Source organism: Nonomuraea sp. NPDC050451 (genome assembly GCF_044458585.1).
This window is the reverse complement of record NZ_JBITHZ010000083.1, coordinates 1-14,519: the sequence shown is the minus strand read 5'-3', so window position 1 is coordinate 14,519 and position 14,519 is coordinate 1. Positions and strand designations below refer to the sequence as shown.

Annotated in this window: 9 protein-coding genes and 1 pseudogene; 4 read left to right on the top strand and 6 right to left on the bottom strand. The window is 67.9% G+C overall.

Going from position 1 to position 14,519, the window contains the following annotated elements; genetic code table 11:
• Positions 1-134 precede the first annotated feature (134 nt).
• From ACIBI9_RS67125 to sbnB, 4 genes are all read right to left on the bottom strand, one after another.
• Positions 135-914: a thioesterase II family protein gene (locus ACIBI9_RS67125; protein WP_397239430.1), complete on the bottom strand. Its 780-nt coding sequence runs from the start codon at positions 912-914 to the stop codon at positions 135-137.
• 3 nt (positions 915-917) lie between these two features.
• Positions 918-6,428, bottom strand: coding sequence for an SDR family NAD(P)-dependent oxidoreductase (locus ACIBI9_RS67120; protein ID WP_397239428.1), 5,511 nt, complete (start codon positions 6,426-6,428; stop codon positions 918-920).
• A gap of 23 nt (positions 6,429-6,451) precedes the next feature.
• Positions 6,452-7,381: an ornithine carbamoyltransferase gene (locus ACIBI9_RS67115; RefSeq protein ID WP_397239426.1), complete on the bottom strand. Its 930-nt coding sequence runs from the start codon at positions 7,379-7,381 to the stop codon at positions 6,452-6,454.
• An 84-nt stretch (positions 7,382-7,465) separates the two neighbouring features.
• Positions 7,466-8,515, bottom strand: a complete 1,050-nt coding sequence (sbnB, locus tag ACIBI9_RS67110) for a 2,3-diaminopropionate biosynthesis protein SbnB (RefSeq protein WP_397239424.1) — start codon at positions 8,513-8,515, stop codon at positions 7,466-7,468.
• Positions 8,516-8,619: 104 nt separating this feature from the next.
• On the opposite strand from sbnB, the gene ACIBI9_RS67105 reads away from it, so the two are divergent.
• The gene (locus ACIBI9_RS67105) at positions 8,620-9,738 is read left to right on the top strand and encodes a pyridoxal-phosphate dependent enzyme (RefSeq protein WP_397239422.1); all 1,119 of its coding nucleotides are present in this window, start codon (positions 8,620-8,622) and stop codon (positions 9,736-9,738) included.
• Between the two features lie 1,167 nt (positions 9,739-10,905).
• Complete coding sequence (locus ACIBI9_RS67100; protein ID WP_397239420.1) at positions 10,906-11,217, top strand: hypothetical protein; 312 nt, start codon at positions 10,906-10,908, stop codon at positions 11,215-11,217.
• Between the two features lie 1,846 nt (positions 11,218-13,063).
• On the opposite strand, the gene ACIBI9_RS67095 is transcribed toward ACIBI9_RS67100, so the two are convergent.
• Both ACIBI9_RS67095 and ACIBI9_RS67090 read right to left on the bottom strand, forming a co-directional pair.
• Positions 13,064-13,300: a DUF6289 family protein gene (locus tag ACIBI9_RS67095; protein WP_397239418.1), complete on the bottom strand. Its 237-nt coding sequence runs from the start codon at positions 13,298-13,300 to the stop codon at positions 13,064-13,066.
• 97 nt (positions 13,301-13,397) lie between these two features.
• Complete coding sequence (locus ACIBI9_RS67090; protein ID WP_397239416.1) at positions 13,398-13,607, bottom strand: hypothetical protein; 210 nt, start codon at positions 13,605-13,607, stop codon at positions 13,398-13,400.
• Positions 13,608-13,846: 239 nt separating this feature from the next.
• Between ACIBI9_RS67090 and ACIBI9_RS67085 the strand changes: the two are divergent.
• Positions 13,847-14,080 (top strand): annotated as a pseudogene (locus tag ACIBI9_RS67085) (transposase); the annotation flags it as partial.
• Between the two features lie 122 nt (positions 14,081-14,202).
• Positions 14,203-14,439 (top strand): IS3 family transposase, encoded by a 237-nt coding sequence (locus tag ACIBI9_RS67080; RefSeq protein WP_397239414.1) that lies wholly within the window; start codon positions 14,203-14,205, stop codon positions 14,437-14,439.
• Positions 14,440-14,519: the final 80 nt, after the last annotated feature.

Genomic DNA, 14,519 nt, shown 5'->3' with positions numbered 1-14,519 from the left:
CCCCGGGGCCCGGCTCAAAAACCCCCCCCCCCGGGGGGGGGGGGGGGGCCCCCCCCCCCCCCCCCCCCCCGCGGCGGGCCCGGGGGGGGGGGGGGGGGGGCGCCCCCCCCCCCCCCCCGCCCGTCCCTGTATCCTCAGCCCGCGCCGCTGGCGGCCGCTGTCAGCAGGTCACGCACCATCCGGATGGTCTGCTCCTGGGAGCTGATCAGATAGAAATGGTCTCCCTGGACCATCCTGACCTCGAACGGCCCGGCGGTCAGTTCTTCCCAGCCCGTCAGTTCCTCCGCCGAAACCGTGTCGTCCAGCCCGCCCAGAACGGTGACCGGGCAACCGAGCGGGTCGCCCGCCGCCCACCGATGCCGCTCGAACAGGGCGAAGTCGGTCTGGAGCAGCGGCACCAGCAGGTCGAGCAGGTCAGGTACCGCGAACACCTCCTCCGGTGTCCCGCCGTACTCCTTCAGCCTGACGAGGAACTCGTCCTTGGGCAGATCGTGGTACGTGGGTCCGAGAGAGGGCCAGTGCGGCGCGCGGTGCGCGGAGGCGATGAGCCTGGCCGGCTCGGGCAGCCCGCGCCGCCGCATCTCGAGAACGAGCTCGTAGGCGATGCAGGCTCCCATGCTGTGGCCGAAGAAGGCGTAGGGCAGCCGGGACAGCTCCTCCCCGAACTCGTCCGCGAGCAGCCGGACGAGCGCGGGGAGGTCGTCCATGGCCGGCTCGCCCAGCCGGTTCTCCCTGCCGGGCAGTTGCACCGGCCACACCTCGACGCCACCGGCCGCCATGGGCTCGCCCCAGGCTCGGTACGTCGAGGCGCCGCCCCCGGCGAACGGGAAGCACAGCAACCGCAGCCGCGGATCCGGCAGAGACGTGGCGAACAGCGTCCACCGGCCACCGGGCCGGGAGGTTCCCCTGTTCACCGGTCAGCGCCCTTCCAGGAAGGCCAGCATCTCGGCGGCCTCCTGATCGGACAGCGAATCGACCTTGGCCAGCAGGGCTTTCTCCACGTGCTGGGCCAGCTGCCGGACGGTGGGCTGCTGGAAGATCGTACCGATCGGCAGCTCGATGCTGAACCGGTCCCGGATACGCGCTCCCAGCTGGACCGCGACCAGCGAATTGCCGCCGAGCTCGAAGAAGTCGTCGTCGATGCCCACCTTGTCGACGCCGAGGGATTGGGCCCCGAGGAAGGCGAGGTTGCGCTGGACCTCGGTCTCCGGCTCCACGTAAGGGGTGCCGATGAACCGCTCGACAGTCTCTCCGAGGTCGCTGTCCTGCAGCTCGCGCTCCAGCAGCTCGCTGTTCACGCCCTTGATCCGGCGGATGCCGGCGGCCAGCTCCTCGCGCGAGATCACCACGTGGGATCGCGGCCACGAGCCCAGGACCCGGTGCAGCGCGTCCACGCCGAAGTCCGGCCGGATCGCCCAGACGCTGCCGGCGCTCTCGCCCGCGCGCGGGGTGGCTGCGGCGCCCGCGTCGGCACCCGTGGACCGGACCGTGGTGCCGATGGCGTCGGGGTCGACCCGTCTGATCGAGTAGCCCTCGACGCGGACGAGCTCGCGCCCGTCGTCGTCGATGAGGGTCACGTCGCAGCTGATGATCTCACCGTCGGCCGAGTCGAGGTGACGGATGTAGGAGTGGAACCGTGCCGGCAGCGGGCGGCGCACGACCACTTTCTCGTACGCGAAAGGCAGGTAACGCGCCTCGGCCTCGATGGGCAGGTATTGGGAGTTGGAAACCGCGTCGTCGAGCAGCGCGGGGTGCAGCGTGTATTCGGCGCACTCGTGGTGGTACGCCGCGCTCAGCGACAGTGCGGCGATCTCCTGCAGCTCCCCGACCCTGACGACTCCGACGTTGTGCCAGTGGTCGCCGAACGTCACGATGCCCGACGACTCGTTCCCGGTCAGGTCGTATTCGAGCTTGTCACACGCCTTCCGGATGGAGTCGAGGTCATACCCCGGGTCGGGCCCCGGGTCCACGGCCCGGACGCGCGCCTTGACATGCTCCGTCCAGCGACCCGTGTCCGGGACGGGAGCCGTGATGATCGTCACGTCGTACCCGTCGCCGTCCGCGCGCAGCACGACGCGCAGTTCACGCTGGTCGGGAACCACGATGGGGCCGAAGAAGACCACATCTCCGATCTCGACGGCCTGGCCGCCCACGGCGGCGCTGAAGGCTTCGTGGATGGCTTCGAGACAGTACGTACCCGGCAGGACGGCACGCCCCGCTATCCGGTGATCGCGCAGGACCCAATGGGAGTCAGGAGTCAGCGTGACGGCGAAGATGATGTCCCCGCTGCGGTCGGTGACCCGCCGGTCCAGCAGGGGCAGGCCGACGTCCTCCGAGCGAACGCCCTGCTGCAGCTTGCGGAAGGCGGACGGCGCCGCCGCGGTCGCCTCGTGGGCCATGCCGACCTCGGCCCACACACCCCATCCGAGCGACATCACCCGCTCGCCACGCGCGCCGGCCCGGCGGGCGAACGCGTCCAGGAAGTTGTTGGCCCCGCAGTAGTCGGCCAAGCCGAAGTTGCCTACCACCGCGTCGATGGAGGAGAACAGCACCAGGAAGGCGTCCCTTCCGGCGAGGGCCCGGTGCAGTGCGAGCGTGCCCGCCACCTTGGGGCCGAGCACGCGCTCGGCCTCCTCCCGGGTCTTGACCGCGAGCATCCCTCCAGCTGTGATCCCCGCCGAGTGGAAGACGCCGTCCACCGGCCCGAAGCGGTCTTCGACGGACTCCAGCAGGGTACGCAGCTCGTCCTCGTCCGTCACGTCGCAGCACGCGACCATGACCGTGCCGCCGGCGTCCTCGATTTCGAGCAGGCGCCTGATCTGGTCGCGCCGGCGCTCGTCGGAGTCGCCGTCGCGCAGGATCTCCTCCCATTGCTCGCGCGCGGGGAAGGCGGAGCGGCCCACCAGCGCCAGGCGCGCTCCTACGGTCCGTGCGAGGTCACCCGCCACGGTGAGGCCGATGCCGCCGAGACCGCCGGTGATCAGATACGTGCCTCCGTCCCTGAGCACGGGGGGTCTGTCCACCGGGGGAAGGGCCGGCAGCTTGGTGTGGCCCCAGATCCATCGCTTGGTCCCGCGCCAGGCCACCTGCGCCTCGTCGGTGGTGGCATGAACCTCCGCGAGCAGTTGCCTGACCACGACGGGTTCGGGCAGGACGCCGGAGAGGTGCAGATCCACGGTCCGGCAGCCCACCCCGGACATCTCCCTGTTGATGCCGTGCATGGGGCCCAGCATCAAGGACTTGGCCGGATCCAGGGGCTCGCCTCCCGTGACCTCCTGCATGTCGCTGGTGATCACTGTGATGGACACGTCCTGTTCGACGGACCGGCCGTCGATGGCCTGGCCCAGATACATCAGCGCGTAGAAGCCTGCGTCGGTGACCGCGCTGACGTGGGACCCGTCGAGCGGAGCGGCGGCCGTGGCAAGCGCCGTCCAGCCGTGGATCACGTGAGTGGGGTACGAGGCGGCGTCGAAGCGGTCGAGCAACCGGTCGAAGTCGGGCTGGTGAGCGGGCCGAAGGCTGAAGCGGCCGTCGTCGAGCAGCGCGAAGTCATCGCCCGGGACCGCAACGGTGACCTGGGCCCCGCCCGCGCGCAGCGCGCCGACCAGGGACTCGACGGGCCCGTCCCCTGGGCTGAGCACCAGCCAGCGGCGCTCCGGATCGACGGCCGGGTCGCCCGGCGGAAGCGCCGACTCCGACCAGACCGTCGTGAAGAAGGACTCCTCGATGGGCAGGACGCGCGTCTCGTCCACGGCGGCCTGCTCCTCGCGGGCCCACTCGGCGTCGGGGTCGACCCAGAACCGCTGCCGTTCGTACGGGTACTCGGGCAGCGGCACCTTCAGTCCCGCCGCCGATCGCATGGCCTCCCAGTCGAGGCTCACTCCGGTCACCCACAGCCGGGCGGCGGCGTCGGCCAGGACCCGCATGTCGTCGCCCTCCTTGAGCGGGTGACGCATGGTGGGGACGATGGGCAGGCCCCGGCCTCGGAGGCACTGCCGGGCCATGGTGGCCAGGTTTTCTCCCGGACCGACCTCCACCAGCGCCAGCGCCTCGTTCGCCGCCAGAGTCGCAAGCCCGTCGGCGAAGCGCACCGTCCGCCGCAGATGCTCCGCCCAGTACCAGGGGTCGGTGGCCTGGTCATCGGTGATCCAGGTACCGGTGACGTTCGAGACGAAGGGTGTCGTCGGCGGAGCAGGAGCGGCGGCCGTCACGGCTGCTACGAACGGCTCCAGGATGGGGTCCATGGAGGCGGTGTGGAAGGCGTGCGAGGTGTGCAACGGACGGGTCCGCACGCCCTGCTGCGCGAGGATGCCCGTCAGCTCGTCGAGAGCGGCCTGCGGGCCGGCCACGACCGTCGTCTGGGGGCCGTTGACCGCCGCGACCTCGACCTCGCCGAACAGGTACGGCAGCAGCAGGTCCTCCGGCATCGGCACGGCCATCATGGCACCGGGAGCCATCGACTGCATGAGCTCGCCGCGCTTGGCGACCAGGGCGAGCGCGGAGCCGAGGGTGAAGACCCCGGAGAGGTGAGCGGCGACATATTCGCCGACGCTGTGGCCGATCATCGCCTCGGATCTCACGCCCCACGACTGGAGCAGCCGCGCCATCGCGTACTCGACGACGAACAGGGCGGGCTGCGTGATCTTGGTCTGGGTGAGCAGCTCGCCGGCCCACTCCTCCTCCCCCGCGGCGGGGAACAGGATCGTCCGCAGGTCGCGGCCAAGGACGGGAAGCAGCAGCTCCGCGCACTCGTCCACGTCCTCGCGGAAGGAGGGGTACCGGGTGTACAGGCCGTGCGCCATGCCGGCGTACTGGGCTCCCTGACCGGGGAACATGAACGCCACGGCACGCTGCTCGGCCGAGCCGGCCACGATCGGCCCGCCGCCGTCGAGAGCCGCCGCCACCTCAGCGGGGTCCCTGGCGACGACCGCCCTGCGGTGCTGGTGGGCCACCCTGCCGGTCTGCAGGGTCCATGCGACGTCTCCGAGGGCGAGTCCCGGCTCCGCGGCGAGGTGTTCGGACAGGCGCTGCGCGGCGCGGTCCAGCGCGGACGGCGTCCTGGCGGACACCGGAAGGATCTGCCATGCGCCGTCGGCGCCGTCCCGGCGGTTCTCGACCGGCGGCTCTTCGAGCACCAGGTGGGCGTTCGTGCCCCCGATCCCGAACGAGCTGACACCGGCCCGGCGCGGCGCCGAGCCACGCTCCCAGGCGCGCAGCTCGGTGCTGACGAAGAACGGACTGTTCTCGAAGTCGATGTTGGGGTTGGGCTCGTCGTAGTTGACGCTCGGCGGCAGCAGTTCGTGCTCGAACGCCAGGCAGGCCTTGATCAGCCCGGCCGCGCCCGCGGCGGGCCCCAGGTGACCGATGTTCGACTTCACCGAGGAGATCACGCAGTACTTGTCGTCCTCCGCCCCCGCCGCCCGATACGCGCGGGTGAGGCTGGTGACCTCGATCGGGTCGCCGACCAGGGTGCCGGTGCCGTGTGCCTCGACGTAGTCGATGGTGCGCGGATCCACTTCCGCGGCGGCGAGAGCCTCCATGATCAGCTTGGTCTGACCGTCCACCCCCGGGGCGGTGAACCCGACCTTGGTCGACCCGTCGTTGTTCACCGCCGAGCCGCGGATCACCGCGTAGATGTGGTCGCCCGCGGCTCTGGCGTCGCCCAGCCGTTTGAGCACCACCACGCCGACGCCGGTGCCGAAGAGCGTGCCACCGGCCTTGGCGTCGAAGGCGCGGCAACGGCCGTCCTTGGCGAAGATGCTGCCCTCGACCCACTCGTGGCCCGCGCCGTAGGGCAACTCCACTTCCACGCCACCGGCCAATGCGAGGTCGCACTCGCCCAGGCGTAGCGACTGGCTCGCCAGGTGCACGGCCACGAGCGAGGTGGAGCAGGCGGTCTGCACGTTGACCGCAGGTCCCTGCAGGCCGAGCCGGTAGGCGACGGTGGTCGTCAGGTAGTCGGGGTGGTTGCTGACGTCGATCCCCATCATGCCGGCGGCCCGGATGGCCGCGCGGTTGCGCTTGACGTAGTGCTCGCCGTACAGGTCGTTGGCACCTCCGCCGAACACGCCGACGACCCCGTCCGCCTCGTCCAGCACGCAACCGGCGTCCTCCAGCGCGGAGTGGCACGCCTCGAGGAACAACCTGCCCTGCGGATCCCGGATCTTGGCTTCAAGCGGCGTGTAGCCGAAGAAAGAGGCGTCGAAGTGCTCCATGTCCTCGATCAGCGCCGCCGCCTTGATGTAGTCGGGATTGCTGATGTCCGACTCGGGAACCCCGTGACGGCGCAGGTCGTCATCGCTCATCGACGTGATGGACTCCACGCCGTCGACCAGGTTGTCCCAGTACTCCCGCACGTCTCTCGCACCGGGGAACCGGCCGGCGATGCCGATGATCGCGATATGGTCGTCCCGCAGCTCAGGGTTCAACTCGTTCTCCTTCATGGCTTCTCTCAGTCCTGCCTGCCGAGCAGGCACCATTCCAGTACCGCTTTGGCGCTGTGCAACTTGTTCTCCGCCTGGTCGAACGCGATGCTCGACGACCCGTCGATAACCGCCGCCGTCACGTCCTCACCGCGGTGAGCGGGCAGGTCGTGCATGAACACGGCGTCGGGGTGGCGTCGCATGAATGCCTCGTCCACCCGGAAGGGCTGGAAGATCCGGCGCCATTCCGGGTCCGGCTTGGACGTGCCGGTGGTCTGCCAGCGCGTGGTGTAGACCACCTGGGCGCGGTCCGGCGCCTCATCGAGGTCGTGGCACTGCGTGATGCGGCTCCCGTGGGCGGTCGCCTGCTCCACGGCAAGGTCGAGGACGTCCTTGGCGACGCCGTAGCCAGGGGGTGTCGCCAGGCACAGTTCGACGTCGTGGAAGCGGGACAAGCCCAGCGCCAGCGCGGCCGCCGTGTTGTTGCCCTCACCCACGTAGAGGATCCGCAGGCCCTCGACCTGTCCGAAGTGGCGCATGAGGGTGGTGAGGTCGGCGATGGCCTGCGTCGGGTGCTCATCGGCGGTCATCGCGTTGATCACGGCCATCCGTTGCTGTGCCGCGAGCGCCCGTACCTCCGACGGGTCGGCGGCCGTACGGACCACCAGGGCATCCAGCATCCGTGCGAGGACCCGGGCGGTGTCGTCCATCGACTCGCCGGTGGCGAGCTGCAGGTCCGCCGGCCCGTACGGGATGTGCGCGGCCCCCAGCCGCAGGGCCGCACTGGCGAAGGCCGTTCTGGTCCTGGTCGAGGTCTTGGTGAAGAACCCGCCCACCACCATGCCGGTGAGCGGGCGGTGGGCGGCAGCCTGCTCGCTCGCGTACCAGGCGCCCCGGCGGACGAGGTACTCGAGTTCGGCGTCGGTCACGTCGCGAAGGGAGACGAGATGCCTGTGCATGGCTGTAAAGATGGGCCGCCGCCCGCGGCGGCGACAATGCGTGGCGGCGAGCCTGGCGAGAACTGGACATTCCCGCGGCTTCCCTCACGCGCCTGCCGGGCCACGCCCGTAGCGGTCGAGTTCGTGGAAGAAGCCGGGCACCTCGTGCAGGCCGCCTTCCATCGCCACCTGATCGTGGACGTATGTCGCCACGGCGAGGTCCAGAACGCCCAGGCCGAAGGGCGAGAAGATCACCGGTTGGTCCGTGGGAGGGGCGAGCTTCCCGGTCAGCACGTCGTACAGCGTTCCCGCCACGAAACTCCGGTGACCCACGTGCTGCTCGGCGAGGTGCGGGGACGTGTTCGCCTTCATGCAGTGCTCGACGTCGTCCACGACGTTGTACGACGACAGGATGATCTCGGGCGCCAGGTCACGCAGGGAGATATGCAGCACCAGCGGGTTGTGGGCGAACCACGCGGCGTCCGTGACGTGCGGCTCGCCCGCCACGGTGGCGAACACGACCAGGTCCGAGCCGCGGATCAGGTCCTCCGGCCGGCGGTGGACGGTGACCGTCGCCTTCTCCGTGCGTTCCAGATATCCCTTGAACGCCGCGGCGTGCTCGGCCGACAGGTCGTGCACGCCGAGTTCCCGGAAGGAGAAGCCGTTGCCGACCAGATAGGCATGGATGTAGCGGGCGATGAGGCCCGCGCCGAAGAAACCGACCCTCGTCGGCCGCTCGCTCCCGTTCCGGCATTCGCTCAGCCGCACCGCCGCGAGCGCGGCCGAGGCCGCCGTGCGGGTGGCGCTGATGATCGAGCTCTCCAGGCAGGCGAACGGATAGCCGGTATCGGTGTCGTTGAGGATGAGCACCGCCGACGCCCGGGGCAGGCCTGTCGCCACGTTCTCCGGGAAGCTGGAGATCCATTTGATGCCGTGGACGTCGAAGCCTGCCCTCAGCGACGCCGGCAACGCGATGATCCGTGATGCGGGCCGCTCGGGAAAGCGCAGGAAATAGGAGTCGGGGTTCACCGTGGCTCCCTCGCCGTGCGCGCGATACGCAGCCTCTACGACGTGGGTGATCTGGTCCTCGCGCCCGCTGACGGCGCGGTGCACCTGCGCGCCGGAGATCACGGCGAAGGTGGGGGGCTGGCTCATTGGCTGCGGCTCCTGAACGGGTTCTGGTGATCGGCGACTGGCACACGCGTGACCGGCGAGGTGGCTCGTCCGGCGCGAATCATGAGTAAAAGCCCGAGGGGGCGGTGGGCGTGCCCGTCCTGAGGGAGCTTGACGGGAAGTCGCCACAAGACTTCTCACCGGACCAGCCAGCCGCGATCGTGACCAGGGTGCCGGTCAACGTATGGAATCAGGACAGGAGCACACCGGTTTCCGCCGTATCCGTGGAGTACCGCGGGCGGAGCCACCGGATGCTGCTCAAATGCGAGTCGTACAACGCCACGGGGTCCGTCAAGGACCGTACGGCGCTGGGACTCCTGCGCGACCTCGACGCCCGCGAGCCGCTGCGACCCGGTTCGGTCGTGGTGGAGTCGACCTCGGGCAACCTGGGCGTCGCTCTGGCGAGACTGCTCGGTGAACTCCGATGCCACCTGATCGCGGTCGTCGATCCGAAGACCCCGAACTCCACGTTGCAGCGGTTGGGCGCCTACGGTGCGCGTACGCACATGGTGCGGGAACCGGACGGACATGGCGGCTACCTGCTGAACCGCCTTGAAGCCGTCGCCCGGATCTGTCACGAGAACCCCCGGTACCGGTGGACCGACCAATACAGCAATCCCGCGAACCCGCTGATCCACCAGCACACGACCGGCCCCGAGATCATCGCGCAGGCGGGCCCGGAACTCGACACGATCTACGTGGCGGTGTCCACCGGAGGTACCCTGGCGGGCATCTCCGCACATGTCCGGCCCTTAGGTCGCTCGATCCGGCTCGTGGCCGTCGATGCGGCGTCGTCCCTGGTCATGTCCCCTGCTGACGGCCCTCCGACCGTACTGAGCGCCGGCTCCAGGCTTGTCCCGGGAATCGGCGCCAGCCGCCCTTCGTCCTTCCTCCGACCTGGTTCCTTCGACCGGGCGATGGCCGTCGCCGACGCGACGGCCATCGCGATGTGCCGGATCTTCCTGGAGGACACGGGGATCAACCTCGGCGGGTCGAGCGGCTCGGTCGTGAGCGCCTGCGTGGACGACCTGGCCGGGAGCACACCACCCCGTCTGCCCCTCTGCCTGGCCGCCGACAGCGGGGACACCTACACCGAGACGCTCTACGATGACGACTGGCTCATCCGCACGGGCGCGTTCGACGATGTCAAACGCTCTATCTCCAAATTCCGTTCCGATGGCCTCGGCTTCCGCCTGGAGTCCTGACTCCGGTCCAGCGCTCAGGCGGCCCGGGCCACCATCCCGCCCGCGGGTCGCCGTTGGAGGGCTTGATCGCCCTCGTCAACCCAGCCACGAACGGCTCCTGCCCTCCCGAGCGTCCCTCGGGCGCGGGCGTCCACCCGCGGCGCACCGCTTCGACGCCTCCCTGGAAGCGGGTCTGCACCCCTAGGAACTCGAGCAATTCCGCCACGCGCCTGCTGAACGTGCGCGGCGACATGTTGAGCCGCCGACTGGCCGTGACATCAGGAACACCGTCGAGCAGTTGCTGGAGCACCGGCAAAAGGTGAGCGGGAAGAGCATCGGCTCCTGGATCTTCTGCGCTTCTCCGATGGCCCGCCTGGCTTCTCATGATGCTCATGAACGTCTTTACCCCTCACATTCAGCTCACCGCACGGAGCCGGACAAACGGTGGCGTAAATGGAGAAACCTCCCTCTGGAACAGCTAACCGGCGACCGGCGCCCACGGCGTTCCCAGACGTTCCCACAACGACCAACTCGAGAAGTCACGCTGTCGGCGATGGATTTGGTGGTGGCGGCATCACTCTGGCAGCGCCGCCAGGACGAAACCTTGAAAAAAGCTTTAAAGGGCACCCGAACAAGACCTGAGCACCTGCTCAGTGCCCGTTCGCATCCGCTCAGCACGATTTCCCGATCTCTCCTCTCGCGGGATCAGCCGACCTGCCACCGCACGCACGACCCTGTCCTCTCAACGCGGTCGAGCGCACTGACCTCGATCCGAGGGCCCAGGACCACTCGGCCCCGCCGTGTCGCCCTCGATCGGCCCCTCAGCCTTCGGCTACGGAACGCGCGTGCTAACGGACGCGGCTTTTCGGCACTGGCCTGGCACGAAGCCGAACAGCCTGTCCTGCTCGCCGCTCAGTAGCTGGTGATCGAGCGCCTGGTGGGCTCGTCCGGGCACGCGTTGGCGCACCGGACGCTCGTGGCAGGCATCCACTCGCGCGGAAGACCTGACTGCCGCACGGCGCGACCACGAGCAGGGGACGTTCACATGCGCTACGTCCAACTCGTCGACCGCAACGCAAGTGGCCTTTTGGCAGGCACAGGAATGACAGGAGCTCAGACGCCCTTGGCGAGTATGCGCCAACTATTCGGCTTCACGCCCGCCACTTTCGGCTGCTACGTTCACGTGCCATGTCAGCCTTCAACAAAGTGCGGCTGGGAGGGGCAGCAGTTACCTCTGTCCTCGCCACCGCCATTTCGCTCGGCTTGACCGCCGGCCCTGCCGCCTCCGCCACAACCATTACCACCGGTGCAGCCGTAGCCGCCGATATTCCGTTTACGTACTACCGCACCTTCTACGATCAGGATCGCCGACCCGCCATCGTTCAGTGCCGCAACGCAGGCGTTGAGGGGAAGGGCCTTTATTGGCTCGATTACAAGTGCGAGGGGAGTTATGGTTCAGACGTTGCCGAGCTCTACGTCCAGTGGATTGAGAACCTATGATCCAGAGGCCGATCAGCGTCGATTCGTCAGCGCATTGCGTCGCGTAAGTGGTTCCTCGGTTCGCCCGTGATCCTCCCTGGCCGCTGACTCTGCTCAACGATCTGCGACCGTGCCGCCCCTCGGGTCGCCGCCAGACGCATCCCGCGAAAGCTCCGTACGAGTGGTTTTGTCGATGTCGGGCGCGCCGTTGTCGGCGCGCACCACCACCCACGCACGTGCAACACGTCTCTGCGGAAGACCTTGTCGAACAGCGCGTGGAACCGACGCCCGGGATCGGCCTTGGCCACCCGGTGAAGCGCATGCTGCAGGGCACGGACCGGATCACGCGGACGTGATCCACTCGCGGCGGGACAAGCCTGACCGGCACTCACCGGTCCCCTCCACCGCAGACGCTGCACATCGACGAAGCAACGGCCTTTCCCTCACCGCCGGTTATGTCGTCCGGCCGGCTCGATCGATACTACGGCCGCCTCCGACGCCCACTTCCCGAGACCATCGGTTATAGGACACGACGCTCCGGCAACACCTTCCGTCCGCAGGTTGCCGGGCCGGGGAGAGTCTCCCCAGTTCCCGCCGCCACTGTCGATGCGTTCCACGCCCCATACGCCGGGGAGTCCTTAACAGCTGCGCTTCCAGGCTCTTCACCGCGTCCATGGCCTTCGCCCCGATTTCGAGAGGCTCGGCACTCCCTCATCCCACCACAACGGCGGGCTGAGTAACGACGCCGCAGGCTTCGCTTCATGCTACGGACCACACCATCGCTCCCCCTTACAGGGCTTTTGACGCTGGGCTTCGACCCCGCCGTTTCCAGACGAAACCGCCAGCCTGCTACCGGGCCTCCTGGCAGCTACCCGGACCGGACTTCCACCGGCAAGCGACGACGAGCTTACGAACAACAAGATCGACCGCTACATCACGGCTTCGCCTCCTGCTCTGATGGGCGCACGGAAAAACGTTCAGTGACTGGTCAGCGGTGAATAGGTGACAGGCGATGAGTTGCGGCCTGACGCGGTTATCGAGGCCTGCGGGCGTCAGGGGCCAGCGCCCCGGATGTTCTGCAGGTCGCAGTCGGAGAACGACGACATGCCGTACGCCTGACTCTGCTGGCTGCTCAGCGGGCGTGTCCAGCAAACATGCCGAGTGCGCCGTCAATGGCCTGCACGTACACCTCCGCGCCCGTCGGCGGCGCGGGCAATCACGTAGCTACCCTGCAAGACCGCGGCGAGTGCGGCGGCTGTGGCCGCTGGGTCAAGCGCGGCGTCGATCTCGCGCTCGCCTGTACTTCTGGGAGGAGCCCGGCTATTCGGGCTCGCAGCCCGGCGAAGCGCATTTCCTCGGCGCCTCGAGCGATCGCGGCCGGCAGCCGTCTTTGGCGAGGTACCCACGTACCCGCGCTCCCGCACCAATTCGCGGGTACTCTCGATCAGCCGTCTCCTGGGGTCCATAAACAAACGTAAGAGTAGATATCGAAGCAATTCGGTGCCTTGCTCACCGAGTTGGCACTGCTTGCGCTCGCAGCAGCGTCACAGCCAGGGTTGACTGCCGGGGCGCCCTCGTCAAACCCCTACCAGGGTCGAGCAACGCCACACGCAGGACGAATCTCCCTTGTTCCGCCCCCAGTCGTGCGTTTGGTCGCGGGAGTCAACAACCAGTACAAAGGCACCACCAGGACGGTCCACAGGGCTCAATCAAGCAAATCGCTCCCGCTGAACAGGACCGGCCCATCCAAGCACTGCCGCACGGATGCCATAGGACCTCCCGAGAAATCGAGCATTATTCGGTCATCGGCATCTTGCAACAGAAATGGGGCCGGCTCGCGGCCCCATTTCTGTAGGCGAAGATCAGGCTAATCGCAGGCATAGGAATTGTAGGTAAAGTAGGCGGAGGTGGTGCCGGTCTCGTAGATCGTGCCACGGCAGTCCACCTGGTAACGCCCGACCGCCGTGGTGTGGCTGGCGTCGGAGTAGTAGGTCTGTACGCAGTTGTAGCCGATCTTGCAGAAACTGGCCTGCGCGGCGGACGGAGCGATCGTAAGGCTGGCTGCGGCGAGGGTAGCTGCCAGGGCGAGTCGCTTGATCAACATGCCTCCAGAGTGAGGAGTTCCCCTTGTCCCGGCCACTATGATCACCTGCCGCATTCGGGATCAAGAGGCTGTTAACGGATTCGGCGAATAGATGCCATCAGGGTTGACGACCCAAAATCCCCCGCTCGGCGAGAGGCGAACACCTCATCGAAGACGTCGTGAACTTGGCATCTCGGTCGCGGATGAGGACGCGGAACGAAGCTGCTCGCTCGCCGAGTTCGATCAGGAGATTGCGGGCCTGCAGATCGGTCCATGCGCCGGTCGGATGGCAGCAGCAATGCGCCAGTTGCGCGATCGTGAGCGACAAAGATCATCGCGCGGTCGCCAGATAGCTCAGGCGAGTACTGCCGCGACCAACGCCGATGCGATCCTCAAGGCGAGCCGGAAATCGGCGCCTTCCCGAACCGACGCGGCAACGCCGGCCCTGCATCACAACGCAAGACCCCTTCGGTGCAGAGTCACAGATTTCAATCACTGGTGAGGTGCCCCTGATCTTCCGAACAGACAGCCCGTTAAGGGCTGAAGCTGTTCGGAAAGGGTTGGAGAGTGCCGAAGCGTAACCAGAGAAGGTTCAGCCAGGAGTTCAATGACGAGGCCGTCCGCATGGTGCGGGAGGGCGACCGTACCGTGGTTGAGGTGGCCCGGGAGTCCGGGATCCACGACACCACGCTGGGCAATTGGGTCCGGCTGTATAAGCACCAGCACGAGGGCGATGAGGCGCAGTCGCTGTCGGGTCCGGATCGGGCGCGGCTGCGTGAGCTGGAGCGGGAGAACCAGGAACTGCGCGAGAAGGTGCAGTTCTTGAAAAGCGGCCGCCTTCTTCGCAGGCGAGACTCGGTGACCGCGCGGTTCGAACTGATCGACGCGGAGAAGGCCAGCCACACGGCCGTACGGCCGTGGCGATGTGCGCGTGGCTGGGCGTGTCCCGGTCGGGCTACTACGAATGGCGCGGCCGGCCGGCCTCGGCCACCGTCCGGCGGCACGAGCACCTCAAACAACTCATCGCCACCGTCTTCGATGCCTCGTATGAGACCTACGGGTATCGGCGGGTGCACCGCGAACTCGGCCGCCGCGGCGAGGAATGCTCGGCCGAGCTGGTTCGGCTGCTGATGCGCAAACTCGGCCTAGGAGCTGTTTAGAGTTCGGATCATGTGGTTGAGGTGAGGAGTCTTAACCACATGATCGAGCCTCGGAGGTAGAGTCCGGCCTCGTAGCTTTC

Coding starts and splice junctions, on each gene's coding strand:
- sbnB (WP_397239424.1), bottom strand. CDS start 8,515: ATGAGCCAGCCCCCCACCTTCGCCGTGATCTCCGGCGCGCAGGTGCAC.
- ACIBI9_RS67095 (WP_397239418.1), bottom strand. CDS start 13,300: ATGTTGATCAAGCGACTCGCCCTGGCAGCTACCCTCGCCGCAGCCAGC.
- ACIBI9_RS67115 (WP_397239426.1), bottom strand. CDS start 7,381: ATGCACAGGCATCTCGTCTCCCTTCGCGACGTGACCGACGCCGAACTC.
- ACIBI9_RS67100 (WP_397239420.1), top strand. CDS start 10,906: ATGTCAGCCTTCAACAAAGTGCGGCTGGGAGGGGCAGCAGTTACCTCT.
- ACIBI9_RS67080 (WP_397239414.1), top strand. CDS start 14,203: ATGTGCGCGTGGCTGGGCGTGTCCCGGTCGGGCTACTACGAATGGCGC.